Below are 24,850 nucleotides of genomic sequence, written 5' to 3'. Positions count from 1 at the left end.
ATACCACTCCGTTCGAGGTTGACGACCCGTCAGAAGTCACCGCAACCGTGCTGGCGGTTGACGATGATGCAGCTGTTCAGATTCGGCTGCGAACGCACGCGCCGCCATTCGACCGCCAGCGAATCGGCGGCGGCGTCGGCTGGCAGGTTGGACGCGAGCGGCTGATTCGAGCCGGTGCATACGCCTGTCGAGCCGCGCGTCATGACACCCGCGAGATTGCTGTCGTAGACGAAGGACCGCTGCGTGTACGAATAGAACGTCTGCAGCCCGCTCGCTCCGAACAGGCCACCGGGCGCAGCAGGCGGCGTTGATGGTGGCGGTGGCGGCGGCGGGGGCGGTTGCTGGCCTTGCGTGACCGTCAGCACGCCGCCGATCACGTTGACGCGATATCCCTCGGGCGACGTGAAAGCGCCGCCGATCGCATATTTGCCCGGCGCAGCATCGGCTCCTGCCGCGGTCCATGCGGTGCCGTTCAGCGCGTATTTCGGATCGTCGCCCGGGTGCAGGCCGGTGACCTGCCATGTAAAGGCTGGGTTGGCGCTGTTGGTATCGCGCGTGGTGTCGCCGATGACGACCGTCACGGTCGGCTGCGCCGCGTAGAGGAAGTGGTTGTTCTGCAGGTTCGGGTTGCAGGAACCGTAGGTGCAGCCGTACAGGTTCGGCATCGCCCCGCCGGGCGTCACCGGCCCGCGCACTTCACCGTTCCAGCTATCGGCCCAGATGCGCCAGGTGCCCGGCGTCGCCGTGATGTTGCCCGCGCCGGCATTGACGAAGGAGCCGCCCGCGCCATCGGCCACCAGATCCACCGCTGCGCTCGCCTGCAGATTCACATTCGGCGCGCCGGTCGCGCCCACGGCATCTGCGCCGAGACCCTGCAGGGCCGTCATGCCGCCGCCCAATCGGATCGCGCCGGTCAGCGCCTGCATGAACACCGGACCGTTGACGGTTGTATCGGGCGCGTCGATCACGGTGGATGGCGCGTTGAGCTTTGACACACCGAACACCGGCGCGCGCAACGCGCCGATGGTGAAGCCGAACGCATTGACGAATGACACGCCGCCCGCGCCGAGCGCGGCGATGGTGTTCACCCGGTTGGCCGGATTCAGCAATGAAAACGTGCCCGGACCATCGAGCAGCACGGCGTCGGCGATCACCGGACCGTTCAGCTTCACCGCGCCCGCCGAGGCGAACGTGAGAAGGTGCCCGCCACCGTCGATCGGCCCGTTCGATACGATGCCCGCGCTGCCCGCGCCGAGATTTTCCAGCGTCAGATTGCTGGAAAGCGCCGTAGGCAGGTTCACCGCGATGCCACCGGCGAAATCCGCGCCGCCGACGATCATCGTATTGCCGGCCCGCATCTGCGCGAGGTCGTTGCTCGTGAGCGAAAAGCCGCCCGCATCCTGTCCGATGGAAACGGGCGTGGCTCGGGCTGCGGCCAGCGTGAAATCCGTGTTCACGCCGCCCGGCAGCGCAATCAGGTTATTGCCCGTGCTGAAGGTGTTGCCGGCAGCGCCGAGGTCGAAAGCCTCGCCGCTCGCGCCGCCCTGTGCACGCAGAATCATGTCGCCCTGCGCGCCGCTCCCGGCGATGTGCGAGCCGCGCGCGTAGATTCCCGCGCCGCCGCCCGCGCCCTGTCCCGACACCGCGATTGGCGCAAGCGGACCGCCGGACGTACTTATCGACGTCGTGTCGAGCGCGACGCCCGCCACCGTGCCCGTCGCGTCCGCCAGCAGGCCGAGCCCGCGCACATCGACCGGACCTTGCGCGGTGATCGACGTATTCGACAAGGACACGCCCGCAGGCATCCGCGTGGATCCGTAGCCGGCGTAGGTCGTGTAGCCGGGGTAACTCGGCGGCGGCACGTAGGCGTTCGAGCCGTAGAGACGAATCGCGCCGCTGCCGGTTGTGAACGTGGACGGTCCCGGCGTGATGCGCGTATCGACGAAATAGTACGGGTCCGAGGAAATCGAGATGCCGCCACCCGATGCGCTCAGCTCGATCGCCCCGGCATTGGCCGAGAACGCACCGGCGTTGATCGCGATACTGCTTTGCGGATTGCCCGCAGCGGTCAGCGTGATATTGCCGCCCGGCGCAGCGCCGTTCGGCGTGCCGGCATTGACAGTCACGGCGTTCATGTTGATGAACGGCGCCAACACGGTGAAGTCGCCGCCGTTGGTGGTGAAGGTCGCGTTGTAGAAGTTCACCGTGCCGGATGGCGTGCCCGCAGCGCCATAGCCGGTCTGGAACAGCATGGACAGCGCGCCTGCGTTGGCGTCCGCCTGGATCGAGCCGATGCGGCCACTCGGCATGACGATGTCGCCGTATGCCTGCAAGGCGAGCTGCACGTTGTTGGGCCCGTTCGCGCCGAGGCTTTTTTCGATCGGCGCGTCGAGCGAAATCAGGCCGGTCGCCGCGCCCTCGCCGTCGCCCAATCCCACTGCATTGGCGGCGTTGGTGCGTACCGTCACCGATGTGCCGTCGGACAGCGCCCGGCCGATCGCGTTGGCGCTCACCTGCCCCACCGGCATTGCGCCGCCCCCGCCCGACGCGGTCTGCGGCGCATCCGCCGCAATGTGGATATCCACGCCCGGCGGATCGATCAGCCAATCGCCCGCGTTGCCGTGCGGCGCGCGCGCGGAAATCTGCGCATTGCTCACATCGAGCAATGGCGACGAGGTCTCGATGGTCCCGCCATCGCCAGCGAGCGCGCCGCCGCGCGCGGTGAGCGTGCCCGCGATGGCCGCCGAGCTGCCGTCAACGATCACGCTTCCGCCAGCGCCGGTCGAGACTGCATCGGCATGCACGGTGGCGCGCGGGTCGATCTTCACTGCAACGGCCCGCCACAAATCATTGGCGGACGTCGCACCCGGCCCGCCGATGCGCACCCGCCCGCCCGCCACGCCCTGCGCGGTGGCGGCGTTGCCGCTCGCATCGAGCGTCGCGGTGGAAAGAATGTTGACGGTGTCGGCGGTCACGTCGATATTGCCGCCGCGCACCAACTGGCCGGTGGCATCGACCTGACCGCCCACGTTCACCGAGCCGACCCCGCCATCGAGCACGATCCGGCTGCCCTTCGCGCTCACCGCCTGCGCGCGCACCATGCCCTGCTGATTCACCGCCGTGGCGATCAGGTTCGCCGCCGCGGCGGGCGCGAGCTTCACGTCGCCGTACGGATCGCGCACGCCGGCAGCGCTCAGGGCATCGCGCGACACGATCACATTGGTCAGGTTGTCGTTCGAAAAACTCAGCTCGACCTTGCTGGACGCGGCCAGCGCCGCCGTGCCGCCGTCCGCCTGAATCCTGCCGCCACGGTAATTGGTGACCTGAGCGCCGATCAGCGCGACCGTGCCGCCCACCGGAGCGCCCGCCGGACCGCCCTTCGCCACCGTGCCGTTGACCGGCTGGCCCACCGTCAGCGTGCCGTGATTATCGATATTGCCCGGCGTGGTATAGCCGTCGGCGGCGAACACGGTGCGCCCGGCCTTGAACTGCGTCTCGTCGAGAGGCAGTGTCGAAAGCACCAGCGAACCCGCGTTGATGACCCCGCTCTGATTCACGACGATGCCCGCCGGATTGATCAGGTACACGCTCGCATTGGCGCTCAGCGTGCCGTCGATGGTGGTGGCCGGCCCGCCGATATTGTTGACCAGCACGCCGCCATTGGGCTGCACGATTTTCACGGACGCATTCGAGCCGATGTCGAAGCTGTTCCAGCTCGTCACCACTTTCGGGTTGTTGCCCTGATTGATGGTCAGGGTCGTGGAGACCTGGTTATTGGTCGTCGTCGTGGTCTGCGAGGTGGTGACGCTCGTCGCCCCTGCGACCGGCTGCGGCACCGCAAGCGACGAAACCGCCTGCGCGCCCGACTGGAACAGAAACCACGCGGCGCTCGCAAGCGCGCTCCCGGCAAGCTGTGTCTTCATCTGAATCTCCCGCCGCTCGCGCGGCTTACCGTCGCCGACTTGCATCGCTCAGAACGCTTTGGTGAGTTGAACGTAGAAACGCGGCACTTTGTCGTCGCCGGTGCTGTCTTTGGTGCCGGTGCGCCACGCCAGCGTCGCGTTGGCGGTGATGCCGTACGGTCCGCTCCAGAACGCACCCATGCCCACGCCGCCGCGCGTCACGCGGTTATCCAGCTGGCCATTGACATGGCGCGCGTTGTACCAGCCGATGCCGAAGTCATAGAAGGCGGAGACGGTCAGGCGGGGCGTGACCGCAAAGCGCACTTCGGTGGTGGCGATCAGCGCGTTGTCCACCACGGCTTCCGAGGGCGAATAGGCGCGCACGGCGCGCGGCCCGCCAAGCGCGATGCGCGACGAACTGTCGAGATTGCGGCTCGCCCATTGGCCCGTGACGCCCGCGAACAGGCTCAGGCGGTCGGTGATCGCATTGAGGCGGTTGGCGAACAGGGTGGCGCGAAAGCTCGCGCCTTCGGAGTGGCGGCCGTACGGACCTTCATCGAACATGCGCTGCTCGCCCGAGTTGATGGCCAGATTGGCCGCCGTGAGCTGGACTTCCGCGCTCGAAAAGCCGCCGCCGAACAGCGCGTCGCGGCCTTCGTAGGTAAGCGCGCCGTTCGCGGCCCATAAGGACTGGCGGCTGTCCTGCCCGATCAGATTGATCTTGTCGTCCAGATGCCGGTATTCCACCGACCCGCGCAGCAGCAGGTTCTTCTGGCGTGAGCGCAGCAGCGGCTGAGTGGCCGACAGCGTCAGGATGTCGGCATAGCCGGTGGCGTCGAGCGGCGCGTATTCCTTGCCGAGGTAGTAATACAAATGCGATGCCGCGATCCCTACGCGCGTGCCGTTCGCGCCCACCGGCACGTCGTAGCCGACGCGTCCGTACACGGTATCGAAACGCTCGGCGGCCAGCAGATTGACGTCGAGGTTGTCGCCGATCATGAACGGCGAGTTCAGCCGCGCCACCGCGCCGATGCGCACCCGGCCCGCCGACGCCGCGCCGTAGTCGTCGCCCGTCAGCGCAAACTGCCAGGGGCGCGCCGCATCGACATTGACGGTCAGATCGACGGTGCCGGGCGTTTCGCCCGCTTCCAGCGCCGACGAAACGCGCACGCCCGGCAGGTCGGACAGCAGCAGCATGGTCCGCTCGAGCGCGTGCTGATCGAGCGGTTCACCTGGCCTGAGCGCGGCGAGCCGCGCCCGCACCACGCTTTCGCGGATTCGTGCGCCCGGCGCGAGATTGAGCCGCACGCGGCCGATACGCCCTTCGAGCACCTCCAGCCGCAGATCGCCGTCGGTCACGTCCTGCGGCGGCACGATCACCTGCGCGAGCAGATAGCCGCGATCACGGTACGACTGCGTGATGCGCGAGGCGAGCGCCTCGACATCGTCGATACCCACTTCTCTGCCGATAAACGGCGCGGCGAGCGGCAGCAGATCGGACTTGGACACGGTGTCGTTGCCGCTGATGGTGACGTGGCGCAGCGTGAAGCGCCGGTCGATTGCTTCGGCATGCTCATGATTACGTGCGGTCGCGCCGGGCGTCGAAGCCGATGTAGAAGCGGGCAGCGCAGGCGCGGCCGCCGAAGGCACGCCGTCGCTGCCAGCGCCGGACGGCGTGTCGGGCTGCGTCTGCTGAATGAGCGTGCCGGCGTCCGGTGCGCGCGGCACGCCGCCGGGAATGGCGGGCAGATTGACGCCGGGCGGCGTCTGCGCCGCAACCGGCGATACCCACGGCGCGATGCCGAGCGCCAGCGCCACGCGCGCGGCGGTTCGCCAGACCGGGAAGAGAGGAAAGAGGGCTTCACGCATGATGTCATCGGGCGACCGTGAGCCGCCAGCCTCCCGTGAGATCGAACGGCGCCCAGTAATACGGATGCTCGAAGCCGGGCTGCGCGAGCACGGCGAGTTGCGCGTCGCGCATCGCGTCGATGGCTTCGCGGCCTTTGCTGAGCGACTCGTAGAAGGTGCGCATGGTGAGCGCGGTGGAATCGTCATTGACCTTCCACATCGACACGATCACGCTCGATGCACCGGCGTAAAAGAACGCCCGCGGCAAACCCATGATCTCGTTGCCGCGATCCACGCGGCCCAGCGCCGTGTCGCAGGCGGACAGCGTGACGAGTGCGACGCCGTCGAGCTTCAGGTTGTAGATGTCGCGCGCATTGAGAAAGTCGGGGCCGTCGGCGGGCTGGCGCGCGGGCGCGAGCAGAATGCGCGAGTAGAGCGGATCGACGGAGTCGGCTTGCGCGTGGGTCGCCACGTGCAGTACGCGGCCGTCGGGCGCGCTGTCGCGGAACCGCGCGATGGTCGCATCGCTCAGCAGCCAGGCGGCGCTCTGCCGGAAATACGGTGTGATCGCGTTCACTTCACGCTCCGCGCCAGGCAAGTCCCAGTGCGGCGTGATCAGCGGATTGCCGAATGCGATCAGATGACTCGACACCGCGTGCTCGCGCGTGACCAGCTGCACCGCGACGCCCGCCGATGGTGCGAGCGCGAACGCATGCCGCTGGATCAGATAGCCGTCGCCGTTGCGCAGCGCCTGAAACGGCATGTAGTTCAGTACCCGGTGCGGAACGATGATCACCCGTTCGCCGTCCTTCAGCCCGAGCGGCTCGATCAGCAAGTGGTCGAGCCGCGCGCCGTACGGAGCCGCGTCGGCGCTGCGCGTGACGATGGCGACGCGGAACGCGTCGAGCGCGCCGCCGAGTTCGCGCCGCTCCACCGGCAGCACGCGCGTAGTCAGGCCGTCGCGGCGTACCACGAACACCACGGCGCGGTGCTCCAGCAGGTGATATTCGACGATCGCCTCGTTCTCGCGCAGCGTGGCGCGCACCTGATCGAGCGTGACCGGCGCGCCGTTGAGCTGGCGTGTATCGACGCCGGTGTCCACCCGGCTGCGCACCGTATCGAGCAGCGCTCGCGCGCGGCTCTGCTCAGCGAGCTGCCACGCGCGCGGATAGTCCTGCTCGTCGATGGCCAGCGAAATGGCCTGATCGAACACGTTCTGCACGTCCGCGAACAGGCCGGTCCTGAATTCGTCGCTGCGAAAGCGCGCGCGCATGGATTCGGAATCGGTCAGCGCGTCGGCGAGCGCGGCGCGGCCACGGGCGGTGTCGCCCATCGCCAGATAGGCGCGCGCCATGCCTTCGTGCGCCCACAAGCGGTTGTAGCTGCTGTCGGCGTTTGCATCGTCGCCGGCGTCGCCCGCATGACCGTCGAGGTCGGCGGCGAACACGTCCAGCGCTTTTTGCGGCGCGTGCTCGGCGAGCAGCAAATTACCTTCGATACGACGAAACAGCGGCGCGAGCGACGGCACCGGCGCGCCGCGCGACGCGTCCAGGCTCGCGCGCGCCCCGGCGGTATCGCCCGCGGCGATCTGCGCGCTGGCCAGCGACGCCAGCACCAGCGGCCGATAGCGCGCCGACGCCGTGTCCAGCGACGCCCGATACGATGCGATCGCCCCCTGCGGATCGCCTTCGCGCAGCGCGACGTCGCCAAGCACTTTGTTCGCGGGCGCGAGCACCTGCGCCTTGTCGCTTGCGTCGCCATCGAGGGCTTTCAGCGCGTAACGCTTGGCGTCGATCAGATCGCCCGCGTAGCTGTAGGCGACCGCCAGATCGCGGTCCGCGAGCGCACGCAGATTCGCGTTGCCGGTGTCCTCGGCGAGCACCAGCATGCGCGCGGCGGCTTCGATCGCCACGCGGAAATCGCCCCGTTCGGACGCCGCCACCGACATGCTGCAGTACGCGTAGCCGTCGAGTTTCACGCGGTCGCGGCCCATCAGCAGGCGGCCATCGGCGGTGAGGGCGCGGACCGATTCCTCATCGCTTGCGCGCGCCGAATCGAAACGGTCGCCGGGCGCGGCATCCGGCGCGGCGGCTGCCGGTGGCTGCACGGCGGGTGCGACCGGTGCGGCGGGCGCGGGCAGCGCAGCAGCAGCGTCGGCCAGCGCCCAGACCATCGACGCGGCCAGCGCGATCCCCGCCGCCCTCATGCGGCCATGCCGCGCATCACGGGGGACCGCTCGCGCCCCGCCCGCGCTTTCTTCGACATTCACTGCACTCATCACCGTGGTCTCCGCAAGGCTCGTCCGTGAAGCGCGGCCCGCGATGCGCACAGACGCATCGGGCCACGGCGGCAAGACGAATCGCGCGGGAGGTTTTTAAAGCGGCGGCGGGCGCTTCGTCTAACGGGAAATCGCGCGAATGGTCGCGCATCGACACCCTTGCGGAGATCACGCCGATGTTCATCACGTTCTTCGATGGCGCGCGGCGCGCATGGGCGCACGCCGTGTGTCTGGCCGGCCGGCTCGGCGGCGTGCCGGCGATCCTCGCCATCGCGCTGCTGGCGCTCTCGCTGCTCACCGGATGTAAATCCGCCGATACCCATCCGACCATCGTCAGGCTGACCATGCGCGCCTCCCCGACCATGAACCGCGATACCAGCGGCCGGCCCTCGCCGATCGCGGTGCGCATCTACGAGCTGAAGTCCGCCGGCACCATGGATCGCGCGGACTTTTTCTCGCTGCAGTCGAAGGAACAGGAAGCGCTCGGCGCGGACCTCAACACGCGGCACGACTACATGCTGCGTCCCGGCGACACCATGACGCTCGAACAGACCCTGCAGCCCGACACGCGCTATGTCGCGTTCGTCGCCGCGTATCGCGAGATCGAGCGCTCGCGCTGGCGCGCGGTGCATCCGGTGACGCCGCACAAGAAAACCGCGCTGGGCCTGCGCGTCGATGATCTCGATGTGACCATCGGGCCGCCTTGAGCCGATGCGCCATGAACGCACGCGCTGCGCCGCAAGCGGGTTCAATCGCGCGCCGCTGATTCGTTTATCGCTTGTTCGATTACCGCTTGTTCGATTACCGCTTGTCCCTTTATCGCCCGAGCCGCGCGCCACGCGGCAGCGGCAACCGCGCCGGTTCCGGCAACGAGGTGCGCACATGACCTGGCATCAACGCGTGATTTGGTCCGAAGGCTTGTTTTTGCAGCCACATCATTTTCAGCAGCACGACCGCTACGTCGAGCACCAGTTGCGCGCTCATGTGCTCGGCACCGAAAGCTGGGCATGGGGCACGCTGTCGCTCGCACTCGATCCGCTCGCGCTCGAACTGGGCAAGATCGCGTTGACGCGCGGCATCGGCCATCTGCCTGACGGCACGTACTTCTCCTTTCCCGACGATGCCCCCGCACCCGCGCCGCTTGAAATCCCCTCGGACGCGCGCGGTGAGACCGTGCTGCTGGCGCTGCCGCTGGCTCGCCACGGCGCCAAGGAATTCGATGTCGGCCTGCGTCTGGCGGACCGTCCCGCCGACGTTCATGCCGACGCATATGCCGACGTTCATGCCGACGCGCTCATCGATGTCCCGCACGACCTGCGCTATCGCATGAACGAAGTCGAAGTCGCCGACAACGTCGCTGGTTCGCAACAAAACGCACATTTGCAGACCGCCACGCCGAATCTGCGTCTGATGCTCGCGCGCGACGCCACCGACGCTTACGCGACCATCGGCGTGGCGCGCGTGCTGGCGCGCGGCGCGGACCGCCGCGTGACGCTCGACCCGGCGTATATCCCTCCTGCGCTCGATGTGAATCGCCAGCCCGCGCTCGATGCCCTGCTGCGCGATCTCTGCGGCCTGCTGCATCAGCACGGCGAGAACTTCGCGGCGCGCTTCACGCAGCGGCGCGGCGGCGGCGTCGCGGAAATCGCCGATGCGCTGCTGCTCATGCTGGTGAATCGCCATGAGCTGGTGTTCGAGCACATGAAGGACATGCCGGTGCTGCATCCGGCGCGTCTGTTCGAATCAATGCGCGCGCTGGCAGGCGAACTCGCCACCTTCGACACGCGGCGTCGTCCGGGGCAAAAAATTTCTTATCGGCACGATGCGCTCAACGAATGCTTCGGCATGCTGATGAAAGAGATCCGCGAAGCGCCCGGCTGGAATCTGCCGCAGACGGCGCAGCGCATCGAGATGACGGAGCCCGCGCCACGTCAGCGGCTCGCCACGCTGCACGAGCCCGACCTGCTCAAACGCGCGATGCTGGTATTCGCCGCGCGTGCGCAGATGCCCGCCGAAGCGCTGCGAGTGCGCTTTCCGACTCAGGTCAAGGCCGCGCCCGCCGAACGGATACAGGAAATCGTCACGCTCGCGCTGCCAGGCATCGCGCTGCGACCTTTGCCGACCGTGCCGCCGCAGATTCCGGTGCATGCGGGCTATGACTATTTCGCGCTCGAACCGGACGGCGATCTGTGGAAGCAGCTCGAAAAAAGCGGCCGCCTGGCCATGCACGTGCTCGGCGACTTTCCCGGCCTGGAACTCGAATGCTGGGCCGTGCGGCAGTGAGCCGCCGCGCGAGCACCGATCTTCTTTCAGAGAGTTGCCATGACGCACGACGAATCCGCTTATTCACCGGACCTGGAGCCGACCATCGTGAAGCCCGCGCCATCGACCCGGCTCGATACGCGCGCGGGCAGCGCGTACGCTTTCGATCCGCTCGAAAGCTTCGCCCAGCATCCCGGCGAACCGGCCACCGCCGATGGCAGCGGCTTCGGCGGCGGCGGCGGTGACCCGGCGCTGAACGCCTTCGGTGACCTGGGCGGCTCCGGCAAACGCGAGCCATCGTTCACCGAGCCGGCCGATCTGACCGAACTGCTGTCCGGCGGCGGCGCGCTCAATCCGCTCGTGCAGGCCTGCGCGCCGCTCCTGCACGCCGCTGCGCATTTGCGCGCGAGCACCCGCGCAACCCAGGCCGCCGCCCTGCGCGACACGCTCGCGCGGGCGGTGCGGCGCTTCGAGATCGATGCGCACCGCAACGGCGTGTCGCAGGAAGCGACGCTGGCGGCACGCTATATCCTGTGCACGCTGATCGACGAAGCCGCGTGCAGCACGCCGTGGGGCGCGGCGCTCTGGCCTCAGTACAGCCTGCTGGTGATGTTCCACAACGAGGCGCGCGGCGGCAGCAAAGTGTTCCAGTTGCTCACCTGTTTCGCCGAGGATCCGGCACGCCATATCGACTTGCTGGAACTGGTCGCGCTCACGCTCGCGCTCGGCTTCGAAGGCCAGTACCGCGTGCATGAAAACGGCCAGCACGCGCTCGATCTGTTGCGCCGCCGGCTCTCCGAAATCATCCGCGCGCAGCGTGGCGCGCCCTGCGCGGAATTGTCGCCGCACTGGCAACCGGCCAGCGCGCCGCCGCGCCGCGTGACGGACGTGGTGCCGTCGTGGCTGGTCGCCGCCGCGGCCGGTTTGATGCTCGCCGGCGTGTTCGTTGCGTTCAGCGTGTCGATCAATCGCGTCTCGGACCCGGTGTTCGCCGATATCGCCGCGATCCGCACACCCGCCGCCGTGGTTCCGTCCTCGGCCGCGCCGGATCTGGCCGTGCCCGACGCCGCCACGCGGCATCCGCGGCTCGCGAGCCTGCTTGCGCCCGATCTCGCCGCCGGGCGCATCGATCTGAAGGAGTTGCCGGACCGCACCGTGACCACGCTGGCGGGCGACGCCACCTTCGCACCCGGCAGCGCGCGCCTCGAAGCGCCCGCCGAAGCGCTGGTCGCACGCGTGGCGGCGGCGCTCAGCGATTTGCCGGGAAAGGTTCTGGTCGGCGGACATACGGACGGCATCGCCGTGCATTCGGCGCGCTATGCATCCAACTGGCAGCTCTCGCGCGAACGCGCGGAAGGCGTGCGCGCGCGGCTCGCCGACACGATCGGCGCGGCGCGCGTCGAAGCGCAAGGTTTCGCCGACACCGCGCCCGTCGCCTCCGACGACACCTATGCCGGGCGCGCGCGCAATCGCCGCGTCGAAATCACGCTGTTCGCCAAACCGGGCTGAACGCCGCCGCTCCCTGTTCTTCGACGTTGCGAGGAGATCCGTCGTGCTGAAGAAAATCCTGTCGATCCTGTTTCACCCGCTTCTGTTGCTCACGCTTGCGCTCGCCATGGCGGGCGTGCTGATCTGGTGGATCGGGCCGCTGGTCTCGGTCGGCCAGCATCGTCCGCTCGATACGCCGTTCGCGCGCGGCGCGGCGATCGGCGCGCTGGTGCTGTGCGTGGCGCTGCGCGGGCTGTGGCTGATCGGCCGCGCGATCTGGCGTAATCATGTGCTGGCGCACGGCCTGGTCGATCGCCGCGCCAGCGAAGCGCCGGATGCGCACGACACGCCCCCGCCGGGGGCCGACGAGGTCGCGGAACTCGCGCGGCGCTTCGACCGCGCTGTCGCCGCGCTGCGCGAAGCGCGCGTCAACGCAGCGGGCAGCCGGCCCGGATGGCGCGATTGGCTATCGCTCACAGGGCGTCAGTATTTGTATCGATTGCCGTGGTATGTGCTGATCGGCACATCGGGATCGGGCAAGACCACGGTGCTCGAGTATTCGGGCCTCAGCTTCCCGCTCGCCGACAAATTCGCGCCGGGGCCGCACGCGCAGGCGCAGGCGTCGCCGGGCGCGGGCTGGCATGCGAACCGGATCGGCGGAATCGGCGGCACGCGTCATTGCGACTGGTGGTTCACCGACCGCGCCGTGATGATCGACACCGCCGGGCGCTATACCACGCAGGAAAGCGATATCGCCGCCGACAGCGCCGCCTGGCACGGGTTTCTGTCACTGTTGCGCAAGACACGTCCGCGCGAGCCGATCAATGGCGCGCTGCTCGCCGTCAGCGTCGATGAACTGCTGCAGGCCGACGACGCCCGGCGCGCGCAGACCGCTGCGGCCCTGCGCGCGCGTCTGCATGAACTGAGCGAGCATCTGGGCACGCGCTTTCCGGTCTACGTGATGGTCACCAAGGCCGACCTGCTGCCGGGCTTCACTGAATTCTTTGCCGATCTCGACAGCGAAGCGCGCGCTCAGGTGTTCGGCTTCACGCTGCCAATGGACGACGCCGACCGTGCTTCACGGGCCGGCGCGCGCACGCTGTCCGACGATGCCTTCGCCCGGCGCATCGGCGAGGAACTCGACCTGATCGAAACGCGCCTGGTTTCGCGCGTGCTGATGCGCACGGACCAGGAATCGAGCGTCGCCACGCGCGCGGCGATCGTCGGTTTTCCTCAGCAATTCGCCGCGTTCCGGCCCGTGCTCGAAACCTTTCTGAGCGATGTGTTCGTGCAGTCGTCATCGCGCGATGCGCCCTTCATGCGCGGCGTCTACGTCACGAGCGGCACGCAGAGCGGCGCGCCGATCGACCGCGTGCTCGCCTCGCTCAAAAATGCGCTCCGGCTCGAACGCGCCGCACCGCGCGCGAACCGGGGCGCGGCGCGCAGCTTCTTTATCCGCCGCGCGCTGACCGACGTGGTATTCGCCGAGCAGGGCCTCGCGGTCGGCAATCTGCGCTGGATGCGCCGCCGTCATCTGCTGCGCTTCGCCTGCCATGCGGCGATCATGCTGGCGGCGGCGCTCGCCGTGAGCCTGTGGAGCGTGAGCTACCTGCGCAATCGCGCTTATGTCGCCGCCGTCGATCAGGCCGCGCGCGCGCTGGCCGTCAAGTCGTCGGCGCTCGCGGACCCTTCGCGCATGGCCGACGCGACGCTGCTCGCGCAGGCCACGCCCCTGCTCTCGGCGGCGCGCACGCTCGGCAACGCTGCGCCGATCGATGCCGCCGACGCCCCGCTGTCGATGCAATGGGGTCTCTGGCAAGGCGCGAAACTCGCCGATGCCGCCAGCCAGACCTACCAGCGCCTGCTCGACGCCTGGCTTCTGCCGTATCTGTCGGCACGCGCGGAAATGCAGTTGCGCAATGCCGCGGCTGGCACGCCCGCACAGGCCTACGAGGCGCTCAAGACGTATTTGTCGCTCTACGATTCGCGACATCAGGATATCCGCGCGCTCAAGGCCGCCACCCTCGCCGACTGGAATCGCGCGCTGCCCGCCGGTGTATCCGACAGCGAACGCGCCGGACTCGCCGCACATCTCGATGCGCTGTTCGCGCACGGCGCGATCCGCTCCAGCCGCCCGCTCGACGCCTCGCTGGTCGCTGCCACGCGCGCGCGGCTGTTGCGCGAACGGCTCGATCAGCAGGTCTACGAACGGGCCGCGCACGCCTCCGACGTGGCCCGCTGCGTGCCGTTTTCGGTGGCGCGCGCGGGCGGCGTGAACGCGCCGCTGGTATTCGAGCGCACCAGCGGCAAGCCCCTCACCGACGGCGTGCCGGGCCTCTTCACCGCCGAGTGCTACTACGGAAGCTTTCTCGCCGCGCTCGGGCGCAGTGCGCAGACCGTGCGCGACGAAGCGCCGTGGGTGCTGGGCGCGGGCGCATCGGGCGAGGCGAGTTCGGTCGAGCGTCTCACCGATGGCGCGCGCCGGCGCTACGCACACGACTATATCGACGCCTGGGAGGCATATCTCGCCGATCTGCGCCTGATTCCCGCCCAGGGGCTTACGCAGAGCGCAGAGACCGTGCGCGTGCTGTCCGCGCCGGATTCGCCGCTGGTCGCATTCGTGCGCGAAGCGGCGCGCGAAACCGCGTTGTCGGTGCGCGCGCCCGCCGCGCCGAGCATTCCCGAGCGCGCCAGCCAGACCTTCGATTCGATCGGCACCACCGTGCGTCAGTGGGCGGGCGCGAATCCACCCGCATCCGGGGCCGCCGCCAGCGTCACGGACAAGCCGGAGAAAGCCGTCGATGACCGTTTCGCGCGGCTGCGCGCCCTGGTCGAAGCGCCCGCTCCCGGCCAGCCCGCGCCGATCGCATCGACTGTCTCGCTGCTTTCGGAGCTTTACGTGTATCTGAGCGCGGTAGACGCGGCGATGCAGCAGAAGGTCGCGCCGCCCGCCTCCGACGTGCTCGCGCGGCTGCGCGCGCTGGCCGCGCAAATGCCCGATCCGCTGGGCGCGGCGCTGACGGATCTGGTCCAGACCAGCGCGGTGAATGTGCAGCACACCAGACGATCGATTTCAGCGAGCGATGTGCGTCCGCTCGCCTCATGGTGCCGTCAGGTGACCCGCGGCCGCTATCCGTTCGACCTCGCCGCGCAAGCCGATGTCACCACGCAGGACTTCGGCACGCTGTTCGCGCCGAACGGCAAGCTCGACGCGTTCTTCCAGAAAAGCCTCGCCGCCGATGTCGATACCTCCGCGCATCCGTGGGCCTACAAGAAGGTCGATGGCACGGCGGCCACGACCAGCGCCGCCGGTCTCGCCGACTTCGAACGCGCCGCCACCATTCGCGCGGTTTTCTTCGCGGCGGGCGGTCCGCAGCCTTCGCTCACGCTCACTTTCAGGCCCGTGGAAATGGACGCATCGATCCTGCAGTTCACGCTGGATATCGACGGCCAGATCGTCAGTTATGCGCACGGACCACAGCTTGCCGTGCCGGTGCAATGGCCGTCGGCGCACGGGGCATCGCGTGTGAGCGTGCAGCTCACGCCGCCGCCGACCAGCGACGCCGGACCGCTCGCCTACGACGGCGCGTGGGCGCTGTTCCGCATGTTCGACCGCATGAAGATCGAGCCGACCGAACAGCCGGAGCGTTTTTTTGCCACTTTCGATATCGAAGGTCGTCACGTGCGCTTCGAAGTCACCACGGGCAGCGTGCAGAACCCGTTCAGTCTTGCGGAGCTGCGTGCGTTCCAATGCCCGGAAATGCTGTGAGCACGCCCGCCTCGTCCGGCGAAATCCGCGCGGCCGGCTGGTACGGCAAGCTGCCCGCGCTCGGCGATTTCGCCTCGCGCCGGCTGCCCGCGAGCTTTGTCGCGCCGTGGGACCGCTGGCTCGCCGCAGGCCTGCAGGAAAGCCGCGCGCGGCTCGGCGAGGCGTGGCTGCCGGCCTATCTGTCAAGCCCGGTCTGGCGCTTCTTCGCCATGCCCGATGCGCTCGGCGCGCCGCCCGGCGACCCTGCGCGCGCGTGCTGGAGCGGTGTGGTGATGCCATCGGTGGATCGCGTCGGGCGCTACTTTCCGCTCACCATCGCCGCGCCCTTCGATGCCGCGCCCGCCAGCACCGACACCTTCACCTTGCTGTGGCGCTGGCTGCACGAGATCGAGCGGATCGCGCTGGCGGCGCTGCGCTTCGACCGGCCGGTTTCCTGGCTCGAAGCGCATCTGGCGGAACAGACGCCGCCGGGCATGCGTGCAGGCCGGCGCGCCTGGCCGAAAGCAGCATCGATCGATGCATGCAGCGTGTGGACCGCGCTCAAGTCGGACCGGGCCGAAGTCGCCGGCACCAGCGCCAACGCCAGCGCCGACGCCGTACCCCGCTACGCCCTGTGGATCGCGCCCGGACTGCCGGACGCTGAGCTTTTCGTAACCCTGCTCACTGGCGGAAGATCATGAGCGACGACGCCGAAGACAAGACCGTGATCGTCGCCGCGAGCGGAGGCGGCAAGGGCGCGCCGCCCACGACATCGGCCGCTCTCGCAGCGCCGTCGCCGATGCCGATGTCGCCTGGCCTCGGCAACGCGCTGCCGCCGGGCGCGCGGCTCGCGGAGTTCGAGATCGTCTCGCTGATCGGCGAGGGCGGCTTCGGCATCGTCTATCTCGCGCACGATACTTCGCTGGACCGGCACGTGGCCGTCAAGGAGTACATGCCCGCGATGCTCGCGTCGCGCATTCACGGCACGCACGTCGAAGTGAAGTCGGACAAGCACGCCGAGGCCTTTGGCATGGGCCTGAAGAGCTTTATCAACGAGGCGCGGATTCTCGCGCGCTTCGATCATCCGGCGCTCGTCAAGGTGTTCCGCTTCTGGGAAGGCAACGGCACCGCCTATATGGCGATGCCGTATTTCAAGGGCGCGACGCTGCGCGACACGCTGCGCGCCATGCCCGCGCCGCCCGACGAAGCCTGGCTGCGCGCGTTGCTCGCGCCGCTGATCGAGGCGATCGGCGTGCTGCATCGGGAGCATTGCTGGCATCGGGATATCGCGCCGGACAACATCATGCTGCTCGAAGACGGCGGGCGGCCCGTGCTGCTCGACTTCGGCTCGGCGCGCCGCGTCATCGGCGACATGACGCAGGCGCTCACCGCTTTCCTCAAACCGGGCTATGCGCCGATTGAACAGTACGCCGAAATACCCGCGCTCAAACAAGGCCCGTGGAGCGACATCTACGCGCTCGGCGCGCTGGTGTATTTCGCGATTCTCGGCAAGACGCCGCCGCCTGCGGTCGGGCGTATCGTCGAGGATGATTTCGTGCCGCTCTCGGTGGCCGCGCCGCCCGGTTACTCGCCCGCTCTGATGCGCGCCGTCGATCACGCGCTCGCGTTATGGCCGGACGCGCGCACGCGCTGCATCAAGGCCTTCGAGACCACGCTGAATGCCGCGGGCGAGACGGATCGGCTGACGCAAACTGCGCAGAGCGCGCCGGCAACGAAGCCGAAGCAGCGTATCAGGCCGAAGGTGACGCCGCGGATGCCACCGATCACGCCTGCGCAGAGCGCGCACACGCAGCCCTCCGTTACGCCACGTCCCGCCGCACGCGCGTGGCGAGCCGGCCTGCTGGTGAGTGCTGCGCTGGCGGCGGCCCTGCTGATCGGACCGGAACCGATGGAACGGCGCGCGCCAGCCAGCCGCGCCAGCGGTCTGGAAAACGCGCCGGAGCGCAGGAGCGACGCCGTGCCGCCGCCGCTCGCCGGATCGCAGATTGCGGCTGAGATTGCGGCGGGGATTGCGCCTGAGATCGCGCCGCCCGCACACGCACCGCTCCCGCCGACGATCGCGCCGCCGGCAGCCGAGCCGCCCGCTCTTCCTGCGCCCTCCGTGCCGTGGACGCCGGTCGCGGAACTGGACCGGATCGCCGCGCATGCCGATCCGGCACGGCACGTGGAGGCCAGGGTTCCCTCGGTGCGCGCCGTTGCCGAAAAGGACAAGCTCAAGATCACGCTGAGCAGCGCGCAGAACGGTTACCTCTATCTGTTCATGGTCGACGCAGACGGCCAATACTCCCTGCTGTTCCCCAATCTGCTCGATCACGACAACGCCATCACGGCGGGCCACGCGCTCACGCTGCCCGGTCCGAAATGGCCGATGGTGGTCGGCAAGCCGCTCGGCGACATGCAGTTTCTCGCACTGGTGTCGTCCGCGCCGCGCGTCTTCCGCGCCCCGGCACTGACGCCGGTGTCGGTGTTCGGCGAATTCGGCAAGGACGCCGCCCCCGCTACGCTCGATCCGAACGCGCCGTCGCCGTTCGCCGGGCAGCCGGATTGCGCCGGGCCGGTGCCGGAATGCCCGCCGGATTACGGCGCGGCGCGCTTCAAAATCGAAGTGGTCCGCTCGTCCAAGTGAAGGCGCGGCGATTCGTGCGCCCGGCTCATGCATCGAAATCATGCATCGAATTCATGTGCCGAAATCATGCGCCGACTCCACCCGCCGGACACCAAGCAGCGAGGACACGATGAACACCCTGCACTTATGCAACGCGCCCATCCGGACCATGGCGCTGCGCAGATCCGCGATCACCGGCGCCGCGATGGCGCTGTTCGCCGCACTCGGCGGCTGCACCTGCGGACCCTTCGCCAGCGATACCGCGCGTGCGTCGCCGACACCGCCTGCCGCCGTGGCAAGCGCGACCGACTTCCCACACAGCGATGCCGCCGCGCCCTCCGCGACGTTCACCACCTCCGCCGCGCAAAACACCGCACAAAACACCGCGCGGGCGCGCACCGCTGCGGCATCGACGCGCGCGCATCCGGGCGTGGCCTACACCACGCGCCACGCGGTCTACACGCCCGTCGGTTTCGCGGAGCTGCCGGGCTGGTCGAGCGACCGTTTCGACGAATCGTGGGCCGCGTTCCTGCAAAGCTGCCGCGTGCTCGCCACGCACGCGCCGTGGTCGTCGGCCTGCGCAGACGCAGCACGCGTCGATGGCCGCGATCCGATTGCCATCCGCGCGTTCTTCGAGCAACGCTTCATCGCCTATCGCATTCAGCCGTTCGGGCGGCCGAACGCTGCCGTCACCGGACTGCTGACCGGTTATTACGAGCCAGTGGTGCGCGGCAGCCGGGGCTACGGCGGCCGCTTCATCTATCCCGTCTACGGCGTGCCGCGCGACATGCTCTATCTCGACGCCCGCCGCGTGCCGGCGAACGCGCGTGGCACGCTGACTGCCGCGCGCATCGACGGCCGCGACGTGATTCCGTTGCCGGCCGTATCGACCAGCACACTGCGCGGGGTCTACGTGCTCGATCTGACCGATGCCGTGCCGGATGTGCGCGACAAGCGAATCCGCATGCGCGTGTCCGGGCACAGCATCGTGCCTTACTACACGCGCGCGGAGATCGAGCGGCGCGGCTTGCAGGCCGAGGTGATCGCCTGGGTGGACGACCCCGGCCTGATCTATTCGATGCAGATGCAAGGCTCGGCCAAGATCGTGATGCCCGACAGCACCGTCGTGCGCGTCGCGTATGCCGATCAGAACGGCCACCCGTTCCTGCCCGCTGCGCTGATCGCCAAAGGCGGCCCGCGCTCGGTGACACGAGGCGGGGGCGATGACGACGACACCGGTTACGACGCCTGGCCTTCGACGTCCGCCGCCGCCGACGAGCCAAGCGCAAGCGCCATGGCGGACGGCGTCGCTGCCGCGTCTGCCGGCGGAGTTCCGTCGCTGCTGCGCGGCGCGGCCGAGGAATACGGCAGCTCGGACGCCGGTGCGCCCGCCGCGACGCTGGCTGCGGCAACGCCAATCAGCGACCAGGACCGTGGCGTGCACTTCGCCAACAATCTGGTCTCGGCGAACGCCGCCCAGGCCGCCGGGCGGGCAGGATCAACGGCCTCGCTGGCGAAGTCCGCAGCCATGAGCGGCGTCGAAGCCCGGCCCGTCAGCACCCATCCGGGCGGCGCGTTGCAAGGCGCGGCGGGGTTCGCAGGCGCGCCGCCTGCGCTGAAGGCCGAGCCGATTACGGCCGCCGCGGTGCATCAGCCTGATGACAAGTCCGATCCGAGCTATGTGTTTTTCCGCTCGGTGCATGACGACAGCAACGGCCCGCTCGGCGCGCTGGGCGTCCCGCTCTCGGCAGGGCGCTCGATCGCCGTCGATCCGCGCACCACGCCGCTCGGCGCGCCCGTTTATCTTTCGGCGCGCACGGGGGCATCGGGCAATCTGAACCGTTTGATGGTCGCGCAGGACACCGGCGGCGCGATCCACGGCGCGCAGCGTGCCGACCTCTACTGGGGCTCGGGCGCGGATGCCCAGCGCCTCGCCAGCACGCTCAAAGCGCCCGCGCAAATGTGGGTGCTGCTGCCCGCGACGCTGAACCTGTCCGCACGCGACAGCGGCCTGCGCAATCGCAGCGGCCCGGCGTCCGGCCCGCACGACTGCCTGATCGGCGACTCCACATTCTGCGTTGACGACGACACGCCCTGATTCGCCCTCCAGCCTCCTCGTCCCAGCCGGCCGCCGTCGCGCGCCGGCTCCGCATCGCCGGCATCTCCGACGAAACCAGCGTCTACGACTTTCGATGTAGACCATCCGGCCGATGTTGCAGCGCATCGCTTCTCACTACCTTGAATACGCCGGCTCACGACCGCGAACGACCCGCTTCCGGGGCGCGGTCCGGCAGCCGTTCGATGCCCGGTCCCGATCGCGTACTCAAACTCTGTGTGAGGCAGACCATGAACCTGACGACCCATCCCGACTCACTCATGTCCGCGCCCGACATCTCCGCGCTGGTCGATCTCTGGCATCGACGGGCCGCGTTGAGCGATATCGAAATGGCGCAGATCTACCGCATGGTGCTTCACGCGCTGCGTCCGTATTACCCTCCCGAACTGCGCGGACTGCCGGAAGACAAGGAAGAACTCGTCGCCCAGTTCATCTACAGCCGTGTGCTGCGGCTCGAACTCGATCAGCGCGCCTCGCACGCCTCGGACCAGAGCGCGCCCTCCACCGCTTATGCGCTGTGCGCGTACTTCCGGCGCTTTCTGATCGACTGCCTGCGCAGCGCCGCCGTGCAACGCAATTTATCGATCGAAGCGGACGGTGTGCAGGCCGAAATCGACTCACGTCCGCACGCCAGCGACGACCCTGTCACCACCGTGCTCGCCGAGTACGGTCTGGACGAGGCGCGGGTGCGCGCGCGGGCACGTGCTTTTATCGCGGAGCTGGATCAGGCCGACCGGATCATCCTCGCGGGGAGCCTCGGCGCTTCGCATGAGCGCAAGGGCGGACTCAAGGGCGCGGCGCAAGCCAACCATGTGCCCTCGTATCACTATCGTGCGCGCAAGCTCGGCGTAACGATGAAAAAGGCCGCCACGCCGGCGTGTTTCGCCGAAACGAAAATCGGCCGCTGGGTCAGGGACGACCTGCGTCTTGCCATCACGCTGGAAAATCGTCAAGTCATCCTGATCGTTTTGAATCTGCTCGCGGTGGAGGCTCACGCGTGAGCCGCGTGAGCATCGCGCTAAGCGCCCCGCTGCTGGTCCGCCTGCAAACGTTCGACGATAAGCCGCAGCAGATGAAACGCGAATTCCGGTTCCTGATAGTAGAGACGAACGGCATCGGCGGCGGAAACCGTGCGCATCTCGCACGCTGTCTTGCACACCACCGTGGAGGTGCGCCGATGCTCAGGCGAGAACAGCCCGATCTCTCCCAGCACGCTGCCCGCGCCCAGTTCAATACCCAGCCCGGCCAGTTTCACGGTGCCTTTTTCTACGTAGAAAAGCGCGCCGCTCGCATCGCCTTTTCGAAACAGTACTTCGCCCGCGCGAAAGTGCTGGCTTTCCATGTTCGCCAGCAAGCGGCCAAGATAGATGTGTCCATTCATCGCGCTATTCACCTGCGAGCCGCGAATCTTTTCGATACGGGCGGCCGCCGCGCTTGCCTCGCCACGACTCGCCACGTTGAGCACCTTGAAAATGGTCGTGAGATGCGTCTTGACAGTTGCTTCGGACACCTTGAGTTCACGCGCGATCATTTTGTTCGAGCGGCCGCGCGCCAGCAAGGCGAGCACTTCGATCTGGCGCGGCGTGAGATGCGCGTGAGGATCGGCCTGACCGATGCGGCGTTTTATATTCTCGCGGGTGCGGCCGTCGCCATCGGACGGGCTTTGGGCTTGTGCGGCGAGCACGGCGCGCGGCAGATAAACGCCGCCCGCCAGCACGACGTGCAACGCGCCGAACAGCATCTCTGCCGACGCGGACTTTTCCACGCAGCCGGCGAAACCGTCGGCGATCAGTTGATCGACCTCCTGTCGCCGCGCCTCGTCCAACAGCACGATCGCGGGTATCGCGCGGGCCATCTCACATGCCGCTTCATGCCTGGCGCGGCCCGGCGCGTCGCCGTCCATGATCATGCACGCGGCCCCGGATGCGCCCGTCTTCGCCTGCGCGATTTCCTCATGCGCCTGCACCGATACGTCCGCAGCGAATGCTCGCAGCAAGGCTGCGAGACCGTCGCGGAAAAGTCCTGCCGGCGCGATAAGCTGCACGTCCATGCCAGGGGCTCCGGAAGCGTTCCGGCGATTGTACGCGCTGTATGTGCGGCACGTTCGTCACACGCCGCCGCACGCCCCACTCACTGACTGCACTCACTTACCGCTTCAGGCGGAGGATCCAGATGAGCCAGCTCGCCTTCCATAGCTTCAGTTCCCTGCGCGCACAGGCCGAGAAATGGCTCGCAGCAGGCAGCGATACCCCGTTGCACGTGCGCCTGAGCGGCCGCACAGCGAATGGCGGACTCCGCTTTGTGTGCATCGAGGCGCAGCATCCAGCCGGTACGCGCACGCTGTTTTTCTTTCGTCACGAGGACGGCACATGGCGCGTGTTTCCGCATCGTCCAATACGACCGATGATGACCATCATGTCGCCGACGCTGCGCGAGCTTCCCTGTCGATAATGGCTTTTCAAGCGGCATGTTTTATCTCCACGCGCGATGTCACGCCTGACCCGGCTCGGTTCTCGCGGCGTTCCAGCCGAGCGCGTTGAAGATGTCGTAGCGGATCAGGCCCGCGTACTCGTGAAGCGCGAGGTCTGCGACGGCGAAGTTGTACGCCAGCGGCAGTATCGATGGCATGGCAGCAAGATAATCGGCGCTTACCGACGTTGCATCGACACCGAAATGCGCGAAGTAGCGTTCGCCGCGTTTCAGATGAATGCCCGATGACACCAACACCACCTGGCCCGCGTCCAGCTTCTTCAGCAGTGCGCTCGTCAACGCCAAGCCGTTCGAGCGTGTCACGATAAACCGATGCTTCGGATAACACATGATCTCGCGAGCATCCAAGATGGAACGAGACCGCAGCCCACCGCGATGAACAGGACTATCGACACATCACGCAGCGCTTGCCCCGTGCGACGCCACTTGTGCATCACGCACAGCGCGCCTGCGACAGCGATGAAGCGGAGTACGCGGATTACGCGGATGCGTCGCCTCGCAACTGATATCTCCGATCAGACGGATCTTCGTGCGCGCGTTGATCATTGCATCGTTCAGGGAGATCGGTGTATCGGCGTATGGTCGCGCCGTGGAGCGACGCTCCGCGTGCGCCTGAGTGACTACTGAGATCAGGCTGGAATATCGCACACGACTTCGATCAACTCGCCCTTGTTCATCTCATAGAAAAATCCGTAAAGCTCGACGGCTTCAGGCACCGCCGGACTCGCGCGCAATAGTCCGATATCGTGCTTCAGCGATTCCTCGTAGTTCGAAATAGCCAGGCTTTCCCGATCGAACATGTTTGTGATATCCGCGTGATGGCAGTCGTGGTATCGGCCGATAAGCTGATCGGGTCTGAAGCCGGTTGCGCCGCAAAACGAGTGATGCACGACCACCACCTTGCGCACGTTGAACAGATAGTCCATCGTCGCCACGGATTGCAATGCCGACGCCGCGCGTCCGCCCGCGCAGTACACGGCAAACAGCGTGCGCGTGTGACCGACTTTATTGCCTTGTTCGTCCAACACGTTCTGACCAGGATAGACCTCGTCTCCGAAGTGCTCGGCGACAATCTGCGGAGCTTCGGTCGCACGCGGGTCGAAGCAGCAGATCACCATCGTTTTCATGGGGATCGCATCATTGAAACCTTTGAAGTTATCCTGATCGAACCACGGTTGCGACCGGAACTCGTATTCACTGTATTTCGCCGTCATTTCGCGCTCCAAAATAGTGATAAGCCTTGGCCGATTCGCCTAACTTTCGAATGGCGCATGATCGATCAGGTCGCAGACATCGGGACACTCGAATCCGTGGATATGTCGCCGCGCGACATCGGCCACGCCGGTGCCGATCGCGGTATGAGGCTTCTTTCGCGCGACTTCGGCAATCGCCAACTGAAACGCCTGCTTGAAGCCATCGCGCGGATAAATTTGCAGGACATCGTCGATGAACGAAGGCGTGATCTCATCCAGAAACATGCCGAATACATCGACATGTGCGCCCAGATACACGAGCGCGATTTCCGGCTCCTTGCGCTCCGCGATGCCGCCGCTCGAATGCAGCGCAATCGCGTCCCAGACTTGCTCCGCCTTTTCGGCTGGATAATCAGTCGAAAGCAGAATGCGACGTGCGGCATCCGCGCCATCGACTTCGAATCGGCCGTCTGCGCCATAGGATTCGGTAAGGCCGAGATCGTGATACAGCGAGGCGAGATAAACGACTTCCCGGTCGTATTTCAAACCGCGACGCTGGCCGAGAAATTCGGCAAACCACCAGGTCCGGTGAACGTGTGCCATCATCGCCTTCGAATGGACGCGCTCGACGAGCGAAACGGCATTTCGTGTGTACTTCGAATCAGGAGCGATATAGGCTCCGATGGCAAGCGGGCTGGTCATGAGATCCTCCGCGACAATCCTGCCGCGACAACATGACCGGATTGTCGGGCCTTGCGCGCAGCGGCCCAATTACCCGCCGGGTAATCGAATCGAGTTAAGTCCGGCGTCTAATCTTGCGCGTCAACCCGGAGAGCGATCCTTATGGTCGAAGCGAATCCCGCATCACGAAAGACCCGGCTGGGCGCGGGCGCGCTCTT

15 protein-coding genes and 1 pseudogene are annotated in these 24,850 nt (G+C 67.4%); 9 read left to right on the top strand and 7 right to left on the bottom strand.

The genetic code is table 11. The features are described from left to right. Positions 1-29 precede the first annotated feature (29 nt). Genes P7F28_RS26660 through P7F28_RS26650 form a run of 3 tightly spaced genes read right to left on the bottom strand, consistent with a single transcriptional unit; the run spans position 30 to position 8,028 of the window. The gene (locus P7F28_RS26660; protein WP_277187822.1) at positions 30-3,923 is read right to left on the bottom strand and encodes an S-layer family protein; all 3,894 of its coding nucleotides are present in this window, start codon (positions 3,921-3,923) and stop codon (positions 30-32) included. 48 nt (positions 3,924-3,971) lie between these two features. Continuing rightward, positions 3,972-5,771 (bottom strand): ShlB/FhaC/HecB family hemolysin secretion/activation protein, encoded by a 1,800-nt coding sequence (locus tag P7F28_RS26655; protein ID WP_277187821.1) that lies wholly within the window; start codon positions 5,769-5,771, stop codon positions 3,972-3,974. Positions 5,772-5,775: 4 nt separating this feature from the next. Next, positions 5,776-8,028 (bottom strand): CHAT domain-containing protein, encoded by a 2,253-nt coding sequence (locus P7F28_RS26650; protein WP_277187819.1) that lies wholly within the window; start codon positions 8,026-8,028, stop codon positions 5,776-5,778. A gap of 176 nt (positions 8,029-8,204) precedes the next feature. Here P7F28_RS26650 and tssJ point away from each other — a divergent pair, with 176 nt between their 5' ends. The 8 genes from tssJ (at position 8,205) to P7F28_RS26610 (ending at position 21,269) form a co-directional block, all read left to right on the top strand. Then, positions 8,205-8,735 (top strand): type VI secretion system lipoprotein TssJ, encoded by a 531-nt coding sequence (tssJ, locus tag P7F28_RS26645; RefSeq protein ID WP_277187818.1) that lies wholly within the window; start codon positions 8,205-8,207, stop codon positions 8,733-8,735. Between the two features lie 175 nt (positions 8,736-8,910). Beyond that, entirely contained in the window at positions 8,911-10,311 is a 1,401-nt protein-coding gene (tssK, locus tag P7F28_RS26640) for a type VI secretion system baseplate subunit TssK (RefSeq protein ID WP_277187815.1), read from the top strand. 39 nt (positions 10,312-10,350) lie between these two features. After that, entirely contained in the window at positions 10,351-11,799 is a 1,449-nt protein-coding gene (icmH, locus tag P7F28_RS26635; RefSeq protein WP_277187813.1) for a type IVB secretion system protein IcmH/DotU, read from the top strand. A 43-nt stretch (positions 11,800-11,842) separates the two neighbouring features. Continuing rightward, positions 11,843-15,547 (top strand): type VI secretion system membrane subunit TssM, encoded by a 3,705-nt coding sequence (tssM, locus tag P7F28_RS26630; protein WP_277187811.1) that lies wholly within the window; start codon positions 11,843-11,845, stop codon positions 15,545-15,547. Then, positions 15,544-16,227, top strand: coding sequence for a type VI secretion system-associated protein TagF (gene tagF, locus P7F28_RS26625; RefSeq protein WP_277187809.1), 684 nt, complete (start codon positions 15,544-15,546; stop codon positions 16,225-16,227). Before tssM ends, tagF begins: the two co-directional genes overlap by 4 nt. Further along, positions 16,224-18,173 (top strand): serine/threonine-protein kinase, encoded by a 1,950-nt coding sequence (locus tag P7F28_RS26620; protein ID WP_277187807.1) that lies wholly within the window; start codon positions 16,224-16,226, stop codon positions 18,171-18,173. The genes tagF and P7F28_RS26620 overlap by 4 nt, the downstream gene beginning before the upstream one ends. 109 nt (positions 18,174-18,282) lie before the next feature. Next, on the top strand, positions 18,283-20,250 hold the full coding sequence (locus tag P7F28_RS26615) for an MltA domain-containing protein (RefSeq protein WP_277187805.1): 1,968 nt from the start codon (positions 18,283-18,285) through the stop codon (positions 20,248-20,250). Between the two features lie 248 nt (positions 20,251-20,498). Further along, entirely contained in the window at positions 20,499-21,269 is a 771-nt protein-coding gene (locus tag P7F28_RS26610; RefSeq protein WP_277187803.1) for a hypothetical protein, read from the top strand. 17 nt (positions 21,270-21,286) lie between these two features. Here P7F28_RS26610 and P7F28_RS26605 read toward each other — a convergent pair whose 3' ends face one another. Beyond that, a complete protein-coding gene (locus P7F28_RS26605; RefSeq protein WP_277187801.1) occupies positions 21,287-22,318 on the bottom strand; it encodes a LuxR C-terminal-related transcriptional regulator in 1,032 nt (343 codons plus the stop codon). A 122-nt stretch (positions 22,319-22,440) separates the two neighbouring features. Between P7F28_RS26605 and P7F28_RS26600 the strand changes: the two genes are divergently transcribed. Continuing rightward, positions 22,441-22,719, top strand: coding sequence for a hypothetical protein (locus P7F28_RS26600; RefSeq protein WP_277187799.1), 279 nt, complete (start codon positions 22,441-22,443; stop codon positions 22,717-22,719). A gap of 39 nt (positions 22,720-22,758) precedes the next feature. On the opposite strand, the pseudogene P7F28_RS26595 reads toward P7F28_RS26600, so the two are convergent. From P7F28_RS26595 to P7F28_RS26585, 3 genes and pseudogenes are all read right to left on the bottom strand, one after another. Continuing rightward, positions 22,759-23,001 (bottom strand): annotated as a pseudogene (locus P7F28_RS26595) (YdcF family protein); the annotation flags it as partial. Positions 23,002-23,387: 386 nt separating this feature from the next. Continuing rightward, positions 23,388-23,972: a carbonic anhydrase gene (locus P7F28_RS26590; RefSeq protein WP_277187796.1), complete on the bottom strand. Its 585-nt coding sequence runs from the start codon at positions 23,970-23,972 to the stop codon at positions 23,388-23,390. A 39-nt stretch (positions 23,973-24,011) separates the two neighbouring features. After that, positions 24,012-24,653, bottom strand: a complete 642-nt coding sequence (locus tag P7F28_RS26585) for an HD domain-containing protein (protein ID WP_277187794.1) — start codon at positions 24,651-24,653, stop codon at positions 24,012-24,014. Between the last annotated feature and the right edge of the window lie 197 nt (positions 24,654-24,850).

The sequence above is a fragment of the Caballeronia sp. BR00000012568055 genome (assembly GCF_029439455.1).
Lineage (GTDB): Bacteria > Pseudomonadota > Gammaproteobacteria > Burkholderiales > Burkholderiaceae > Caballeronia.
This window is presented reverse-complemented; position numbering and strand designations above follow the sequence as displayed.